Annotated in this window: 17 protein-coding genes and 1 pseudogene; 13 read left to right on the plus strand and 5 right to left on the minus strand. The window is 65.6% G+C overall.

The genetic code is table 11. The features are described from left to right. Positions 1-279 (minus strand): helix-turn-helix domain-containing protein (locus RI03_RS05140; protein WP_443208547.1); only part of this gene is annotated, 279 nt, incomplete at its 3' end. A gap of 227 nt (positions 280-506) precedes the next feature. Here RI03_RS05140 and RI03_RS05145 point away from each other — a divergent pair. Together RI03_RS05145 and RI03_RS05150 are read left to right on the plus strand one after the other, a co-directional pair. Continuing rightward, positions 507-2,000 (plus strand): DUF1800 domain-containing protein, encoded by a 1,494-nt coding sequence (locus RI03_RS05145; protein WP_026046468.1) that lies wholly within the window; start codon positions 507-509, stop codon positions 1,998-2,000. 5 nt (positions 2,001-2,005) lie between these two features. Next, on the plus strand, positions 2,006-3,154 hold the full coding sequence (locus tag RI03_RS05150) for a DUF1501 domain-containing protein (protein ID WP_010215700.1): 1,149 nt from the start codon (positions 2,006-2,008) through the stop codon (positions 3,152-3,154). 170 nt (positions 3,155-3,324) lie between these two features. Here RI03_RS05150 and RI03_RS05155 read toward each other — a convergent pair. Continuing rightward, positions 3,325-5,234, minus strand: a pseudogene (locus tag RI03_RS05155) (CocE/NonD family hydrolase). A gap of 173 nt (positions 5,235-5,407) precedes the next feature. On the opposite strand from RI03_RS05155, the gene argS reads away from it, so the two are divergent. The 8 genes from argS (at position 5,408) to tatC (ending at position 11,949) form a co-directional block, all read left to right on the plus strand. After that, positions 5,408-7,132 (plus strand): arginine--tRNA ligase, encoded by a 1,725-nt coding sequence (gene argS, locus RI03_RS05160; protein WP_010215701.1) that lies wholly within the window; start codon positions 5,408-5,410, stop codon positions 7,130-7,132. Beyond that, positions 7,132-7,815 (plus strand): SPOR domain-containing protein, encoded by a 684-nt coding sequence (locus RI03_RS05165; RefSeq protein ID WP_010215703.1) that lies wholly within the window; start codon positions 7,132-7,134, stop codon positions 7,813-7,815. The genes argS and RI03_RS05165 overlap by 1 nt, the downstream gene beginning before the upstream one ends. 45 nt (positions 7,816-7,860) lie before the next feature. After that, positions 7,861-8,868, plus strand: a complete 1,008-nt coding sequence (locus RI03_RS05170; RefSeq protein ID WP_010215704.1) for a glycoside hydrolase family 3 N-terminal domain-containing protein — start codon at positions 7,861-7,863, stop codon at positions 8,866-8,868. A 248-nt stretch (positions 8,869-9,116) separates the two neighbouring features. Then, complete coding sequence (locus RI03_RS05175; RefSeq protein WP_010215706.1) at positions 9,117-9,857, plus strand: segregation and condensation protein A; 741 nt, start codon at positions 9,117-9,119, stop codon at positions 9,855-9,857. Further along, a complete protein-coding gene (scpB, locus tag RI03_RS05180) occupies positions 9,854-10,429 on the plus strand; it encodes an SMC-Scp complex subunit ScpB (RefSeq protein ID WP_010215707.1) in 576 nt (191 codons plus the stop codon). Before RI03_RS05175 ends, scpB begins: the two co-directional genes overlap by 4 nt. A 27-nt stretch (positions 10,430-10,456) precedes the next feature. After that, a complete protein-coding gene (locus RI03_RS05185) occupies positions 10,457-10,693 on the plus strand; it encodes a twin-arginine translocase TatA/TatE family subunit (RefSeq protein ID WP_010162721.1) in 237 nt (78 codons plus the stop codon). 18 nt (positions 10,694-10,711) lie between these two features. After that, positions 10,712-11,173 (plus strand): translocase, encoded by a 462-nt coding sequence (locus RI03_RS05190; protein ID WP_010215708.1) that lies wholly within the window; start codon positions 10,712-10,714, stop codon positions 11,171-11,173. After that, positions 11,170-11,949 (plus strand): twin-arginine translocase subunit TatC, encoded by a 780-nt coding sequence (tatC, locus tag RI03_RS05195; RefSeq protein WP_010162723.1) that lies wholly within the window; start codon positions 11,170-11,172, stop codon positions 11,947-11,949. The genes RI03_RS05190 and tatC overlap by 4 nt, the downstream gene beginning before the upstream one ends. A gap of 154 nt (positions 11,950-12,103) precedes the next feature. On the opposite strand, the gene RI03_RS05200 is transcribed toward tatC, so the two are convergent. The 3 genes from RI03_RS05200 to RI03_RS23455 form a co-directional block, all read right to left on the minus strand. Beyond that, entirely contained in the window at positions 12,104-12,238 is a 135-nt protein-coding gene (locus tag RI03_RS05200; protein ID WP_010162724.1) for an entericidin A/B family lipoprotein, read from the minus strand. Positions 12,239-12,541: 303 nt separating this feature from the next. Then, positions 12,542-14,125 carry a sensor histidine kinase gene (locus RI03_RS05205; protein WP_010215709.1) on the minus strand — a complete coding sequence of 528 codons (1,584 nt, stop codon included), beginning with the start codon at positions 14,123-14,125 and terminating at the stop codon, positions 12,542-12,544. A 7-nt stretch (positions 14,126-14,132) separates the two neighbouring features. Beyond that, complete coding sequence (locus RI03_RS23455) at positions 14,133-14,330, minus strand: NepR family anti-sigma factor (protein WP_026046469.1); 198 nt, start codon at positions 14,328-14,330, stop codon at positions 14,133-14,135. A 242-nt stretch (positions 14,331-14,572) separates the two neighbouring features. On the opposite strand from RI03_RS23455, the gene RI03_RS05215 reads away from it, so the two are divergent. The 3 genes from RI03_RS05215 to RI03_RS05225 all read left to right on the plus strand — a co-directional run bounded on the left by RI03_RS05215 (position 14,573) and on the right by RI03_RS05225 (position 16,370). Then, on the plus strand, positions 14,573-15,379 hold the full coding sequence (locus RI03_RS05215; protein ID WP_010162727.1) for a response regulator: 807 nt from the start codon (positions 14,573-14,575) through the stop codon (positions 15,377-15,379). 106 nt (positions 15,380-15,485) lie between these two features. Further along, on the plus strand, positions 15,486-15,629 hold the full coding sequence (locus RI03_RS24000; protein WP_170318344.1) for a hypothetical protein: 144 nt from the start codon (positions 15,486-15,488) through the stop codon (positions 15,627-15,629). Between the two features lie 93 nt (positions 15,630-15,722). Beyond that, positions 15,723-16,370, plus strand: a complete 648-nt coding sequence (locus RI03_RS05225) for a sigma-70 family RNA polymerase sigma factor (protein WP_010215711.1) — start codon at positions 15,723-15,725, stop codon at positions 16,368-16,370. The last annotated feature ends 19 nt before the right edge of the window (positions 16,371-16,389 follow it).

Consider the following 16,389-nt stretch of genomic DNA (forward strand, 5'->3'; position numbering starts at 1 on the left):
AAGCACTGGACGGGGACCGGGGGCTTTGCCGTCGAGCAAGCCGTCGGGCCCGCTGGTATTGAAGCGCAGCACCCAGTCTCGAACCGTCTGCAAACCAACGCCGCCGACCTGTGCCGCCGCGTGCCGCGCACCACCATCGTAAATCACCGCCAGCGCCAGCAGCCGCCGGACCTGATTGGCGTCACCGCTCAAACGCGCCAACCTTCGAAGACCAGACCCGTCGAAATCGTCCCTTAGCCCAACCGCTGATGCCACCGCCAACCTCCCACCGTTTGCGATGTTGAATCAGATCATGACCGACTTGGGAATCCCCGGCGCTGAGTCAGGCTCCGAGGGACTTGGTATTAGCTTGCTGTTCACCATCTTATTGCGCTGCAGCATATGTCCAAGCGCAAAGCGTGCCGCCGCGATTGCACAAAGCGAACGCTCCGCGTCGGCGCGGGCATAATCTTGCGACAATCCGCGCGCAGAACGCCTGCATCGACTCGCGTATCGGGACAGCGTTTGTGACCAAGGCAAGTATTGCGCTCAATCGGTTCGGTCTGGGCGCACGCGGCGATCAGCCGACCCCGGCGGACCCACTCGGCTGGCTGACCCGGCAGCTTACCAGCTACGATCCGCATCCCGATCCGATCGCAGCGGCGCCGACCAGCGCGACGGTCGCCGCCGGGCTTGCCGATTATTACCGCCAGCAACGCGCGATGCGGGTGATGCAGGGCAATCGGCCGGAGATGCCCGCAAGGGTCGCGGCCAGCCCGATGCAGGCACCGGGTGCGCCCGGACTGGCGCCGCCCATGCCCGTAAAGCCAGGGCAGGACGACGCGATGAAGCAGGCGCGCCAGTTCGCGCAGCGCGCGGGGCGCGGCGATTATGCGGGGGCGGTCGGCGCGCGCGCGACCAATGCGCTCGTCACCGAGACGCCGTTCGTCGAGCGGCTGGTGTATTTCTGGGCGAACCATTTTGCGGTGTCGGCGGACAAGCTTGAGCTGATCGGGCTGTCGGGGACGCTCGAGACCGAGGCGATTCGGCCGCATGTGCTCGGCACGTTTCGCGACATGCTCGTCGCGGTCGAGCAGCATCCCGCGATGCTGCTGTATCTCGATCAGGCGGTGTCAGTCGGCCCCAATTCGCCGCGCGGTCTCCAGATCGCCGCGCGCGGCAATCGCAAGGTCGGGCTCAACGAGAATCTCGCGCGCGAAATCCTCGAGCTGCATACGCTGGGGGTACGGACCGGCTATAGCCAGGCCGACGTCACCGAGTTCGCGCGCGCGATGACCGGCTGGACCGTCGCCGGGATCGGGCGCGGACCGGGGGCCGCTGCGGCCGGGACGGATGGCTTGCCCGGCGACTTCGTCTTCGCCGCGCCGATCCACGAACCCGGCGACCGCATGATCATGGGCAAGCGCTATCCCGCAGGCGGGGTCGAGCAGGCGCGCGCGGTGTTGCAGGACGTGTCGATCGCCCCCGCGACCGCGACGCATGTGATGACCAAGCTTGCGCGGCATTTCGCAGGCGACACGCCGCCACCCGCGCTGGTCGCTCGGTTGCAGGCGGCGTTCCTGGAGTCGGGCGGGGATTTGCCGACGGTCTATCGCGCGTTAATTGCCTCCCCCGAAGCGTGGGTCGAGCGGCCGCTCAAGTTCAAGACGCCGTGGGAGTGGACGATTTCCGCGATGCGCGCACTGAACGTCAAGACCGCGGACCCGCAGGCGATGGTCGGGCTGCTCAACCAGCTCGGGCAGCCGACGTGGAAGCCGGGGCAGCCGATCGGCTATGACGACATCGCCGCGAGCTGGGCCGGGCCCGACGCGGTGCTGCGCCGCGTCGAGGCGGCGGAACGGTTCGCGTCGCGTGCGGCGAATGTCGATGCGCGCGCGCTGGCGCCCAAGGTGCTGCCCGGTGCGGTCAGCCCCGCGACGCAGGCCGCACTCGCCAATTGCGAGAGCCCGGCGCAGGCGCTCGCCTTGCTGCTCGTCACACCCGAATTCCTGCGGAGGTAATCGCCATGTACGATCGTCGTTCGTTTCTTGGTGCCGGTGTCGCCGGTGCCGTGTTCGCCGCGCTCAGCCCGCGCATGGCCTTCGCCAAGGCGGAGACCGACAAGCGGTTCGTCTTCATCATCCAGCGCGGCGCGGCGGATGGGCTGGGGATCGTCGCACCCGTCGGCGACCCGGCCTTCGTGGGCGCACGTGGCGATCTGGCGACCGATTTCGCCAGCGCGCCGAAGTTGGATTCGATGTTCGCGCTGCATCCCGCGATGACGAGCGTGAAGGCGCTGTATGGCCAGAAACAGGCGCTGGTCGCGCATGCGGTCGCCTCGCCGTATCGCGACCGGTCGCATTTTGACGGGCAGAACGTGCTCGAGAGCGGTGGGACCGGGGCGTATCAGCTCAAGGACGGCTGGATGAACCGGCTGCTCGGCGTGTTGCCGCCGACCCAGGCGAAGGCGATTGCGGTATCCGCTACCGTCCCGCTTGCGCTGCGCGGGGCGCAAGACGTGTCCTCCTACGCGCCGTCGAGCCTGCCACAGGCGTCGGATGACCTGATGCAGCGCGTGTCGATGCTGTACGAGGGGGACAGCCAGCTTCATGCCTTGTGGAACGAGGCGATGGGCACCCGCGCGTTGACGGGCGACCTGGCGGCGGGGGGCGGGGCGAATGCTGCCGCGACCGGCGCGCTCGCCGCACGGCTGATGGCGCCCGCGAACGGCGCGCGGATCGCGATGATCGAAACCGGTGGCTGGGATACGCACACCGGGCAGCGCGGGCGGTTGAGTGCGCAGTTGAAGGGGCTCGATGCGATGATCGGCGCGCTCCAGACCGGGCTCGGGCCGTTGTGGAGCGATACGCTGGTGCTGGTCGCGACCGAGTTCGGGCGGACCGTCGCGGTCAACGGGACGGGCGGGACCGATCACGGGACCGGAAGTTCCGCGATGCTGCTCGGCGGCGCGGTGCGCGGCGGGCGGGTGCTGGCGGACTGGCCGGGGCTTGCGCCTACTGCGCTGTTCGAGGGGCGGGATCTGCGGCCGACGCTGCAACTCGATGCGTTCATCGGCGGTGCGGTCGCGGGGCATTTCGGGGTGGAACCGGCGAAGGCGATGGCGGCGCTGTTTCCGTCGTCCAAGGGGACGGCGGCGGTGGCAGGGCTGGTGTAGCGGTGGCGCAATACGGCTCCGCAAGCATGCCGTCATGCTGAACTTGTTTCAGCATCCACCTCTCCGCTCGGGCAGCCAGCCGTTGTGGCGCGGTGGACCCTGAAACGAGTTCAGGGTGACGGCGAGTGGTGGGACTGGCGCCTGTCCCCGGGAAAAAGCACCACGGGCGCCTACTGTGCCACCACCGGCAGCAGCACCGCGCTCGCGCCGACGCTGCCGTGCTGGATCGTGACGGTCGCCTTCTTGTAATCGCCGGGCTTCGCCAGGAAGATGTTGGGGACGAAGGTCTGCGGGTTGCGATCATAGACCGGGAACAGCGACGACTGCACCTGCACCATGATCTTGTGGCCCGGCAGGAATTCGTGGTTCACCGCGGGCAGGCGGAAGCGATATTCCTGCGTCTTGTTCGCCGGGATCGCGGTCGGCTTCGCGAAGCTGTCGCGGTAGCGGCCGCGGAAGATGTCGAGGCTGATCGCGAGCTGATAGCCGCCCATCTTGGGGTTGCTCGCGACCTCGTCGGGATAGACGTCGATCAGCTTGACCACGACGTCGCCGTCGGACCCGGTCGTCTTGGCGAAGATGTCCGCCCACGGTACGCCGGAGACCTTGACGGTCTTGGTAAGAACCGGGGTCGAATAGCTCATCACGTCGGTGCGGCCGTCGACCGAGCGCTGGTCGGACACGAGCCATTCGCCCCAGCGGCCATCCTCGAAATTGATTGGGCGCGGCAGGTACGGGACGGGGTTGGCGGGATCGGAGACATAGCTGTCCCCGCCGTTCGCCGCACGCTGGAAGCCGAGGCCCTTGTCGGCCTGGAGATACAGCGGCGTCAGCGCGGTGTCGCAGCCCTTGTCGCAGGACAGCGGCCATTTCGGGAAATTGTCCCAATGGTTTGCGCCGGTATTGTAGATCGCCGCGGCGGGCAGGGTGACCGCGGGGCCGTCCTTCAGATACTGGTTGAAGAAGGGCAGGACCATGTTCTCGCGATATTGCTGCGCGGTGTCGCCGTTCCAGGTCAGCGGGCCGAGCGATCTGCCTTCGCGGTTGACCTGGCTGTGCCGCCACGGGCCCATCACCAGATAGTTGTTCGACTGGTGGCCCGCCTTGACCAGCGCCTCATAGGCGTGGATCCCGCCCCACATGTCCTCGTGATCCCACAGGCCCTGCTCCCACAAGGTGGGCACGTTCGAAGGGCTGGCGGCGAGCAGCGTGTCGAGCGCCTGGCCCGACCAGAAGCCGTCATACGCCGGATGCTGGACCATGCGGTTCCAATAGGGAAGCTGGTCGTAGCCGGACCGCTTTGCCCAATCCCCCGCCGAAATGGTGCGGAAGTTGTCGTAATCGTCATAGCCGCCCGAAGGGGGGGCCGTGCCCGCGCCCTTGTAGCCCGTCTGCGACCCGAGCCAGCCAATGTTGGGCAAGCGGAATGCGCCATAATGGAACCAGTCGTCGCCCATCCAGCCGTCGACCATCGGGCTCTGCGGTGCCGCGACCTTGAGCGCGGGATGCGGGTGGAGCAGCGCCATCGCGACGGTAAAGCCCTCGTAGGACGAGCCGATCATCCCGACGCGTCCATTGGACTGCGGCAGGTTCGCCTTGTTCACCAGCCAGTGATCGTGTCATAGGCGTCGGTGGTGTGATCGACCTTGGTGCTGTTGAGCGGGCCGATCACCGGGCGCGTCACGACATAGTCGCCCTCCGACCCGTATTTGCCGCGAATGTCCTGATAGACGCGAATGTAGCCGCCTCGCACGAACATCTCGTCGGCGAGCGGCAGCGTCGACAGTTCGCTCGTGCTGTCGGTCCGGTTGGCGCGGCCCTTGGCGTTGTACGGCGTGCGCGTCAGCACGATCGGCGCGTTGGTCAGGCCCTTGGCGTAGACGATCACGGTGTAGAGCTTGGTCCCGTCGCGCATCGGGATCATCGCTTCGCGCTTCACATAGTCGCGGCCGGTTTCGGGCGGGGTAAAGCTCTTGGGAATGTCGCCACCGGCGGGCGCCGCCATCTTGTCCTGTGCTACCGCGGGGGTGATCGCGATCAGCGCCGCAGTGGCGGCGAGCAGGAGCGACTTGGAATGCATGGGCGACCTTTCGTCAGGATGTTGGCGCGATGGTAGGCAAGGTGTCGCAGCAGACGCAACCATTGATATGGCGCCGCTTGATCCTCCCCGTGACGGGGAGGAACGAAGGTGATTTGAAGCCGCCTTGCACATCCGCTAGGGGACGCGCTCGCAGACACCACCGGACGACCCCAATGACCCTCTACACCCGTTTCGCCGCGCACATCGATGCGGCGCTCGATGCTCTCGTCGCCGCGGGCGATCTGCCCGGCGACCTGTCGCGCGCGAACGTGACGGTGGAGCCGCCGCGCGACATCACGCATGGCGATCTGGCGACCAACGCCGCGATGGTGCTGGCCAAGCCCGCCAAGACCAACCCGCGCGCGCTGGCCGAGAAGATCGCCGCGCATCTCGAGGCGCTCGACGAGGTCTCGAGCGTGTCGGTCGCGGGGCCGGGCTTCATCAACATGACGCTGACCGACGACACGTGGCGGACCGAATTGTCCGCGATCCACGATGCGGGCGGCGATTACGGCCGGTCGACCCGGGGCGCGGGGACGACGGTCAACATCGAGTACGTCTCGGCCAACCCGACGGGGCCGATGCACATGGGGCATTGCCGCGGCGCGGTCGTGGGCGATGCGCTCGCCGCGTTGCTCGAGTTCGCTGGCCACAAGGTCATCCGCGAATATTACGTCAATGACGCGGGCGGGCAGGTCGACGTGCTCGCGCGCTCGGTCCACCTGCGCTACCGCGAGGCGCTCGGCGAGACGGTCGAGATCCCCGAGGGACTGTATCCGGGTGACTATCTCGTCCCCGTCGGGCAGATGCTCGCGACCGAAATCGGCGATGCTTATGTCGGCAAGCCCGAGGGCGACTGGCTCGTGCTGTTCCGCACCCGCGCGGTCGCGGCGATGCTCGTGCTGATCAAGACGGATCTCGCGCAGCTCGGCATCCATCACGACCTTTTCTCGTCCGAGGCGGAATTGCAGGCGGCGGGCAAGCCCGAGGCGGCCGAGCACGACCTGCGCGCGCGGGGCCTCATCTATGACGGGATGCTCGAAGCGCCCAAGGGGCAGGAGCTCGAGGATTGGGAGCCGGTCATGCTGCCGCTGTTCCGCTCGACCCAGTTCGGCGACGATCAGGATCGCCCGATCAAGAAGTCGAACGGGCAGTGGACCTATTTCGGCGCGGATCTCGCTTATCATTACCAGAAGGCGCAGACCGCCGACGCGCTGATCGACATCTGGGGTGCCGACCATGCGGGGACGGTCAAGCGGATCGTCGCGGCGGTGCAGGCGCTGACCGGGGGCAAGACGCGGTTCGACGTCAAGCTCGTCCAGATGGTGCGGCTGATGCGCAACGGCGAGCCGATCAAGATGTCCAAGCGCGCGGGCAATTTCGTCACGCTTGCGGATGTCGTGAACGAGGTCGGCAAGGACGTCGTCCGCTTCACCATGCTGACCCGCAAGGCCGACGCGCAGATGGACTTCGACTTCGCCAAGGTGGTCGAGGCGTCGAAGGACAACCCCGTCTTCTACGTCAATTACGCCCACGCGCGGATCGCGTCGCTGCATCGCCGCGCGACCGAGGCGGGGATCGCGTGCGATACGGTCGACCTGTCCCGGCTTGATACGGAGGACCTTGCGCTGGTGAAGCTTGCGGCACAGTTCCCGCGCATCGTCGACACGGCTGCAGCCGCGCGCGAGCCACATAGAATTGCGTTTTATCTCTATGACTTGGCTGCATCGCTCCATGCGCTATGGAATGTCGGTAATGATCGCCCGGACCGGCGTTTCCTGCTTGCGGACAATCCGGGCGTGACGTGCGCCCGGCTGTTCTTGGCGGAAGGGATCGGGCAGATTATCCGCAACGGGCTAGGCATCATGGGGGTGCAGGCGGTCCAGGAGATGAATTGATGGCGATTGGCGATCGGGACTTGCGCGACAGCGAACGGCTTCCCTGGCTCGAAACGGTCGAGGAGGAGAATGAGGGCGGTACGCCGGTCGTTCGCATCGTGCTGCTGATCGTGATCGTGCTGCTGGTCGTCGCGATCGCGATCCTCGGCTATCGCTACTGGGACACGCATCGCGGGATCAATGGCAACGGCGCGCTGATCGCAGCGCCGGCCGGGCCCTATAAGGTCCGCCCGACCGAGCCCGGCGGGATGATCGTCGAGGGCGAGGGCGATACCGCGATCGCGACCAGCAATGGCGCGGGGACCGGCAACGCCTCGATCGACATGGCCGCCGCCCCCGAGACCCCGATTGCGGGGAAGAAGGTTGCGCCGCCCAAGATCGATGCCGGGTCGAGCAAGGCGATTTCGGCGCTGCCGCAGGCGACGGGGGCTACTCGAACGTCCGGCGGGTCGGTCGTTCAGCTCGGGTCGTTCGATAGCGAGGCCGAAGCCAATGCGGGATGGGCGACGGTCGTCAAGCGCAACGCCTTCGTCGCGCCGCTCGGCAAGTCGGTGCAGATGGCGCAGGTCGGCGGGCGAACCGTCTATCGGTTGCGCGTGAACGCCGGGAGCACTGCGCAGGCGACGAGCCTGTGCGCGAAGCTCGCAGCCGCGGGGCAGGCGTGCTTCGTTCCGCGGATCTGAACCCGTCGGGGTGACGCGGGGCGCGGGGGACGATAGGGAGCGGGGATGAAGCCCGTTATCTTCGGCCTGTCCGGCCTCGCCCTTACCCCCGACGAGCGCGCGTTTTTCGCCGAGGCGGACCCGGTCGGCTACATTCTGTTCAAGCGCAACATCGCCGACCGCGCGCAGCTCCGCGCGCTGACCGACAGTTTGCGCAACCTGTCCGGGCGAAGCGATCTTCCGATCCTGATCGACCAGGAGGGGGGGCGCGTCGCGCGCATGCGGGCGCCCGAATGGCCAGAATTTCCGGCAGGCCCGGTGTTCGACGCCTTGTACGATATCGCGCCGATTTCGGCGATCGAGGCGGCCAAGGCGAATGCGCAGGCGATCGGGCTGATGCTGGCGGAGGTCGGCATCACGGTCGACTGCCTGCCGCTGCTCGATGTCGCGCAACCCGATACGACCGAGGCAATCACCTCGCGCGCGCTCGGGTCCGAGCCGCTGCGCGTCGCGGCGATGGGGCGCGCGATCCTCGACGGGTTGCGCGCGGCGGGCGTGGTCGGTGTGGTCAAGCACATGCCGGGGCACGGGCGGGCACGGCTCGACACGCATTATCACCTGCCGACCGTCACCGCGTCGGACGCGGACCTCGAGGTCGATCTCCAGCCGTTCCGCCGTCTCAACGGCGCGCCGATGGGGATGACCTCGCACATCGTGTTCGAGGCGTGGGACCGGGACCGGCCCGCGACGCTGTCGCCGGTGATCATCGAGCAGGTCATCCGTCAGCGGATCGGGTTCGACGGGCTGTTGATGACCGACGATATCGACATGAAGGCGCTGTCGGGCAGCGCCGGCGACAAGGCCGCAGGGGCGATTGCGGCAGGGTGCGACGTCGTGCTCGATTGCTGGGCGCGGATGGACGAGATGGTCGAAATCGCCGGACGGCTGGGCGAAATGGCGGCGGTCTCGCGCCACCGGCTCGACCGCGCGATGGCGACGATTGCGGGGGTGGAGCCTGAGGGGGACATGGCCGCGCTGATCGCCAAGCGGGATGCGTTGCTGGCGCTGGTGTGAGGGGGCTCACTCACGCCGACCTCAACCGCCGTAATGCTGAACTCGTTTCAGCATCCACCGTGCAGCTGGCACGGACCGGACTTGGTCCGCGGTGGACCCTGAAACGAGTTCAGGATGACGCTGGGTAAAGGTTTCGCAAAGGCTCCGGCCTTCGCCGGGGTTACGGGAACCCATCACCTCGTCCTTCGCCGACCACACGACAAGCCGCTCCCCCTCCACGCGCGAATTTGGTAGCGTGCCGCCGACGCATGACCGACACGCCCGAAATCCTGACGCTCGACATCGAAGGCTGGGAAGGTCCGCTCGACCTGCTGCTCGCGCTCGCGCGGAACCAGAAGGTCGATCTCAAACAGATTTCGATCCTCGCTTTGGTTGACCAGTATCTGCGGTTCATCGAGGAAGCCGATGCCGCGCTCGAGCTCGCGGCGGATTATCTCGTGATGGCGGCGTGGCTCGCCTATCTCAAATCGGCGTTGCTACTGCCGCGTGACCCCGAGGTCGAACCGTCTCCCGAGGAACTCGCGCTGCGGTTGCAGCTCCGGCTCGAACGGCTGAGTGCGATGCGCGAGGCGGGTGCGCGACTGGTCGCGCGCGATCGGATCGGCCGCGACGTGTTCCCGCGCGGCGCGCCCGAGGGCCTGCGCACGCAGCGCAAGGCCTTGTGGCAGGCGGAAATCTACGACCTGATCTCGGCTTATGGTGTCATTACTGCGCGGACCCGGCCTGTTATGCATATCGTCGCGCATCGCCCGGTCATGACGCTGGAGGCAGCGCTCGCACGCGTGTCGCGACTGGTCGGCACGCAGATCGACTGGAGCGTGATCGAGACTTTCCTGCCGCCGAATGCGAGCGGCCTGTTCCGCAAATCCGCACTCGCGTCCTCCTTCCTCGCGGCGCTCGAACTCGCAAAGCAGGGGAAGGTCGAACTGCGGCAGCAATCGCCCTTCGCACCACTCTATATCCGCGCGATCCAGGCGGGGGCGGCATGACACCGCCCGATGCAACCGTCCGTGCAGTCGAGGCGATCCTGTTCGCCGCGACCGAGCCGATGACCGCCGACGCGATCCGCACGCATCTCGGCGGCGTCGACGTGCGTCCGGCGCTGGCTACCTTGCAGGCGGATTACGCGGATCGCGGGATCGAACTCGTCCGGCGTGGCGACCGCTGGCATTTCCAGACCGCCGCCGACATGGCGCATCTGCTCCGCCGGACGCATGAGGAACCGCGCAAGCTCAGCCGCGCAGGGATCGAGACGCTTGCGATCATCGCCTATCACGAACCCGCGACGCGCGCGGAAATCGAGGCGATTCGCGGGGTGCAGATCTCCAAGGGGACGCTCGACGTGCTGATGGAAGCAGGCTGGATCCGCCCCGCCGGTCGGAGCGAAGTGCCTGGCCGGCCGTTGCTTTACGCCACCACCGCCGCGTTTCTCGCGCACTTCGGGCTGGCCAGCCGCCGCGACCTGCCGGGGATCGACGATCTCCGTGCGGCGGGGCTGCTCGACCCGGTCGATCTCGCGTTTGAAACTATGGAGGTGGCAAACGCGTATGATGAAGACTAGATAGAATGAATTCCTAGGAGATTGACCATGGGTGGTTTCAGCCTTGTGCACTGGCTCATTTTCGGCGTCATCGCCATCCTCGTACTGGGCGGCGGTCGCTTCTCCAGCATGATGGGTGACGTCGCCAAGGGCATCAAGCAGTTCAAGAAGGGCATGGCCGAAGAAGACGAGCCCGGCCGTGAGCCGAGCCGGATCGAAGCCAAGGCGGCGGCGGACCCCGTGTTCGACCGCGACGGCAATCGCGTGCGCGACCGCGAAGCCTGATTTCGGACCGGTAGCCGCATGTTCGACGTCGCATCGTCCGAGGTGATCATATTGGGGGTCGTAGCGTTGCTCGTCATCCCGCCCAAGGACCTGCCCAAGGCGATGCGGAGCGCAGGCTATTGGATCGGCCGGGTGCGCGGGGTTGCCACGCAATTCCGATCCGGCTTTGATTCGATGCTGCGCGAGGCGGAGCTCCACGAGATGGAGAAGAAGTGGGCGGCGGAGAACGAGCGGATCATGCGCGAGCATCCGCCGACCCCGGTGCAGATGCTGCCCGCGGTCGATACGGTGTCGGCTACACACCCCGACGATCAGGCTGCGCCCGAGACCGTCGCGCAACCGGCGATCACGCCGCCGCCCGCGGGGCACGATAGCGATGCCGATGCCGTCGGTCCGCAGGCGCCGAGTCCCGCCCCGGAGCCGACAAGCCCGCATACTGCCGTCGCGCCTGAGCCACGGCATCAGGCGGATCGGCCATGAACGCCCCGATCGACGATCTCGAAGCCAGCCGTGCCCCGTTGCTCGATCACTTGATCGAGTTGCGACGTCGGCTGTTCTTCTGCCTCGCCACCGTGTTCGTCGCGATCCTGCTGACCTACACCTTTTCGCGAGATATTTTCACGTTGCTGGTCCAGCCGCTGCTCAAGGCCGGCCAGACCAAGATCGTGACGATCGGCGTGTTCGACGGCTTTTTCGTGCAGCTCAAGATCGCGTTGTTCTCGGCGCTGATGATCTCGTTTCCGGTCATCGCCAACCAATTGTGGCAGTTCGTCGCACCGGGCCTGTACCGGCAGGAGAAGCGGGCGCTGTTGCCGTTCCTGATCGCGACGCCGATCCTGTTCGCGATGGGCGCGTCGATGGCGTATTTCGTCGCAGTACCGGCGGCGTTGCACTTCCTGTTGAGTTTCCAGGGCAATCTGGGTGGTGTGCATCAGGAGGCGCTGACGTCGGTCGCGAGCTATCTCGATTTCATCATGCAGTTCCTGTTTGGGTTCGGCATCGCCTTCCTGATGCCGGTGCTGCTGATGATCGTCGAGCGCGCCGGCCTGGTGACGCGGAAGCAGCTTGTTGCCGGACGCCGCTACGCAGTGGTCGGGTGCTTTGCGCTGGCGCTCGTGCTCGCGCCGCCAGACGCCGGGTCGATGATCATGCTCGCGGTGCCGTTGGTGCTGCTGTACGAACTCGCGCTGATCGCAATCTGGTTCTCGGAGCGCGGCCGGAAGAAGGCGGCCGCGACGGAACTCGTCGAGAGCTGATCGCGCGGCGGCGGTATTTGAGCATCCAGCCATACCATCGCTCGACACGGATGGATGGGGCGCTGGTCGGTTTGCTCAACCCCTAAGACCGGGACATAAGAAAGGCCGCCCCTGCAACTGCGGGGGCGGCCTTCGCCGTTTCCGGTGGCAGCGCTTACTTGGCGCTGTCTGCCGTCTTGGCGACCGTGCTGCCGGCCGACTTCACGTCTTTGCCGACGCCTTCGACGGTGTTGCAGGCGCTGACCAGAACTGCGCTGGCGATGAGGGCGAGACTGAGAACCTTACGCATTGGAACCTCCTTTGATCACAAGCTCCCGACCCATGGCCGGATGCCTGGGAACGGAATGATCGGCATGGATGTTCGTTCCGCCTCCCGAACAGAATCGGTGGAAGTTGCGATCAACGGTGTGAAGGGGGGAATTGGGCCCGGACGCGCCACCGGGGGGGGAGGGGTAAGCGCGACCGGGCCCATGTTGCGGATAGCGAGAGCGGGGGGGGCATAAATTCGCTATCCGAAGATGAAAACGGCTTCCCGCCAATCTGGTTCCAGAGAAACGCAACGGCCCCGTATTTTTTTGTCGCTGGGGAAGAATTAGTCGCGACCGGTGATAGCCACCGAAATTTCATAGGCACCGACCAGCGGATCGTAATGCAGCTTGGACCGGAGCTGCCGTGAAAGCCCCTCGATCACGCGACCATATCGTTCCGCAACCAGCGTGCGCATCCGGTCATCATCGATCAGCGACGGCGAATTGATCCGCAGCAGCGCGCGTTGGTCGGACGGATCCGGCGAGACCGATATCCGAACCTGCGTCGTCGGATTGACGTTGATGGCGAGCTCGACGATCTCGGTGATCAGAAAGGCGATCGCAATCGCGATATCCTGATTGGCCAGGAATGGCGCGATTTCCAAGATCACGCTTAGCTGCGCCTCTTCCGGCGCGGTGGCGCGGATGTTTGCGGCGAGCTCTCCGATGACCGAGCGCAACTGCAGCCCACGATTCTCTTCGATCTCGGCGAAATGATTGCGATGCACCACTGCCAGCGCATCGACCCGGCGCTGGATCGAGGCGTAGGCATCCGCCGCCTCCCGGCTCCGCGCCGCGCGCGCGTGGAAGTTGATGAGGCTGGAAATGACCTGGAGGTTGTTCTTCACGCGGTGGTGCACTTCGCGCGTCAACCGCGTCTGGCGCACGAGCCCCTCTGCAAGCCCCGCCTCATGCTCCGCGACGGTCCGGCTGATCGCGCGGAAGGTTTCGCCCAGTTCCCGGATTTCCTGCGCCGGCAATGCGTGCATCACGCCGGGATCGATCTCCTCGCCCGGCACGAACAATGCGACACGCGAGCGCAACTGGCGGAGCGATCGGATCAGGAGACGGTCGACCACGAACCAGCCGATCCCGGCAGCGGCTGCCCACATCACGATAGGCAGGATCAACGCGATCAGCACCGGCGACGTGATCGGCGCGGCCGGTGTGCGGGTGACCAGCGCGATGTCGTCGACCCCGATTGGCATCGAGAGCGAGGTGCGCCGCTCGAGCGGAGTCTGGCGGGGGAGCGATTGCAACGTCAGCGTCTTGCGGTCGAGGACCAGTTCGGCCTCATAGGCCTGCGCATAAGCGCTGGGTGCGGCGACCGCGTTCAGAACGGCTGCGGGGAAGTAGGCGGCAGCCCGGGTGCGGCCCGAACTGCTCGTCGTCGCGAGCGTTAGCCCGCGGCCTGGGTAGAGCCGTCCCGTCACTGGGCCGTCCATGCTGGGTGGCGCGGCCGGGGAAGACACTGGCAGCGGGGCTCCGCAAATGATCCGACCTTGCTGGTCCGTGATCGCGAAACGCGTCCCCGCGCTCAACTGCGGCGCAAAGACGCCCTGTGCGCGCGCGCAACTCGGCGCATCGCCAGAATCGAGTTCGAGCGCGTTGAGCGACACACGCAGCGCGGTCATGTCGCCGATCAGCTCGATTGCGAGCTTGCGGGCGCTTTCCGTCGTCGTCAGCCGCATCTGGGCGCGCGTGGCCTCGTCGGCAAGTTCGGCGGTACGAAGCGTCGCGAAAAAGGCAATTATCGCCAGCGGCAGCAACGCTGCGCTGAGAATGAAAAAGACCTTCGCGCCGGTCGGAACACGGTCGATCTTTCGGCCTGTCCGCGCGGGGGAGAGGTCGCCCGCGATGTCGGTCACCGCAGGCTCAGTCTAGCTTGCCGAGGAGATCGAGCATCTCGGACGGAATCGCTTCTTCGACCGTGCGTTGATACACGGTGCGCAGCGCGGCACCCATGTCCCGGTCCTTGTTCTGAACCGAAGCAGCGGCACCGGGCCTTCCGGACTTTGGCGCAGTCGCCATTTCCGGTTTTTTCGAAGAGTCGTCGCCCGAACGCAATGCCATCCCCCTGAGATCCGCCTACCGGATAGAGTCAAAATGCTGCCGTAACAATCCGGCTTCGACGGTTGGGGCACAAAGAATGCACCGACCCCGATTGGGGGATGAAACCAAATAGCGGTTTGATTGTTCCGCGTTCGATGCGATTTTAAGTTTCGACTGTCTCGAGACCAGAAAACGCGTTGCATATGCCGGGGGGCGCTTCCACAAGCCCACCCGACCGACCCATCATGGAGATCCCGACAGCCATGTCGCTTGGACAGCAACTCGCCCCCCATCTACCCTTCCTGCGTCGTTACGGCCGGGCGTTGACCGGCAGCCAGACGCATGGCGACCGCTATGTGCGTGCGACGCTGGAAGCAATCGTCGCGGCACCCGAGGAATTTCCGAAGGACGTCGACCCCCGGCTCGGCCTGTATCGCATGTTCCATGCGATCTGGACCTCGACCAACTACGACGAGACCCCCGAAAACATGAGCGCCGGCGATGGCGACGGGCAGGAGGCGATTGCGCGGGCCCGTCTCGCGCGGATGACGCCGCTGTCGCGGCAGGCGTTGTTGCTGACCGCGATGGAAGGCTTCACGCCAGAGGATGCGGCCTATCTCATTGAGGTGGAGCCCGAGGAAGTGGACTCATTGGTTGCAGAGGCGTTGACCGAAATCGAAAAGCAGACTCGTGCGCGAGTCCTTATCATCGAGGACGAGCCGATCATCGCAATGGACATCGAAACGATCGTGCGCGATCTCGGGCATGACGTCACGGGTGTCGCGGTCACGCGGGACGAGGCGGTTGCGCTGGCGATGGAGGATCGCCCGGGTCTGGTGCTCGCCGATATCCAGTTGGCGGACGACAGCTCGGGGATCGACGCGGTCAAGGACATCCTTGCCCAGTTCGAAGTCCCGGTCATCTTCATCACCGCCTTCCCGGAACGCCTTCTCACGGGCGAGCGTCCCGAGCCGACCTTCCTCATCACCAAGCCGTTCCAGCGTTCGACCGTGAAGGCCGCGATCGCCCAGGCGCTGTTCTTCGACCAGACGACCGTTCCCGCGATCTGAGCCGCCAGGCTGCAATGGGTTCGCCGACCACGTCGGGAACCCATTGCCGGGTCCGTCGGTTGTGGGTTCCATACGATACGGAAACAGAACGAGATTGGGGGCTTTGGTGGCCGACAGGGAAAAGATCAGGATTGATCGGGACGATGCGAGAGCCGGGGCGACGCCCCACGTCACGCGTTATGTCCTTGGCATCTCGCTCGTTCTCGTGATCGTCCTGTTCGCCATCATTTTGCTGGTTTTCAATCGCTAACGATCTGACGACAGGTTCATTCGCACGGCCCTTGATGGACTTTGCGTTGACTCATACCCATGTGTGGCGTGTGCCGCTGCGAGACAGGATTTCATGACCGACGCGATCGACCAGGACGAATCTCAGGACGACGCACCCGTCGTCGAACACGTCGCGCTGTCCGACCCCGAATTCAAGAAGGAACTCGCGCAGGTCATTCCGCATCTGCGCGCGTTCGGTCGCTCGCTTTCGGGTAATCGCGATCTTGCAGATGATCTCGTCCAGGAAACCTTGATGAAGGCATGGGCTGCTCGCCAACGGTTCCAGGCCGGCACGAACATGCGCGCGTGGACCTTCATCATTCTCCGCAACCTGTATCTTTCGCAGATGCGACGTGCGCGCTTCAAGGGCGAGTGGGATGATCTGGTCGCGGATCGGATCCTCGCGGCACCGGCAAGCCAGGACAAGCACGTCGAGCTCGGCGATATGCAGCGCGCGTTGTTGCACCTCCCGCAGCCGCAGCGCGAAGCGCTGATTCTGGTCGGTGCGGGTGGTTTTGCCTATGAGGAAGCCGCTGAGATCTGTGGTGTCGCGGTAGGAACGATCAAGAGTCGTGTGGCGCGCGGTCGTGTTGCGCTAGAGGCAGTGATGGGCAACAACTTGCTGCCATCGCGCAGGACTCATTCCAACGAGCCGGGCATGAGCGCGCTCGATACGATCATGGGAGAGGTCGACGACCTCAGTCGCGACCGTAGATCCTGATTACCGGTTTCTCCGGAAC

Origin of the sequence: Sphingomonas sp. PAMC 26621 (assembly GCF_000251145.1) — a bacterium.
Lineage (GTDB): Bacteria > Pseudomonadota > Alphaproteobacteria > Sphingomonadales > Sphingomonadaceae > Sphingomonas.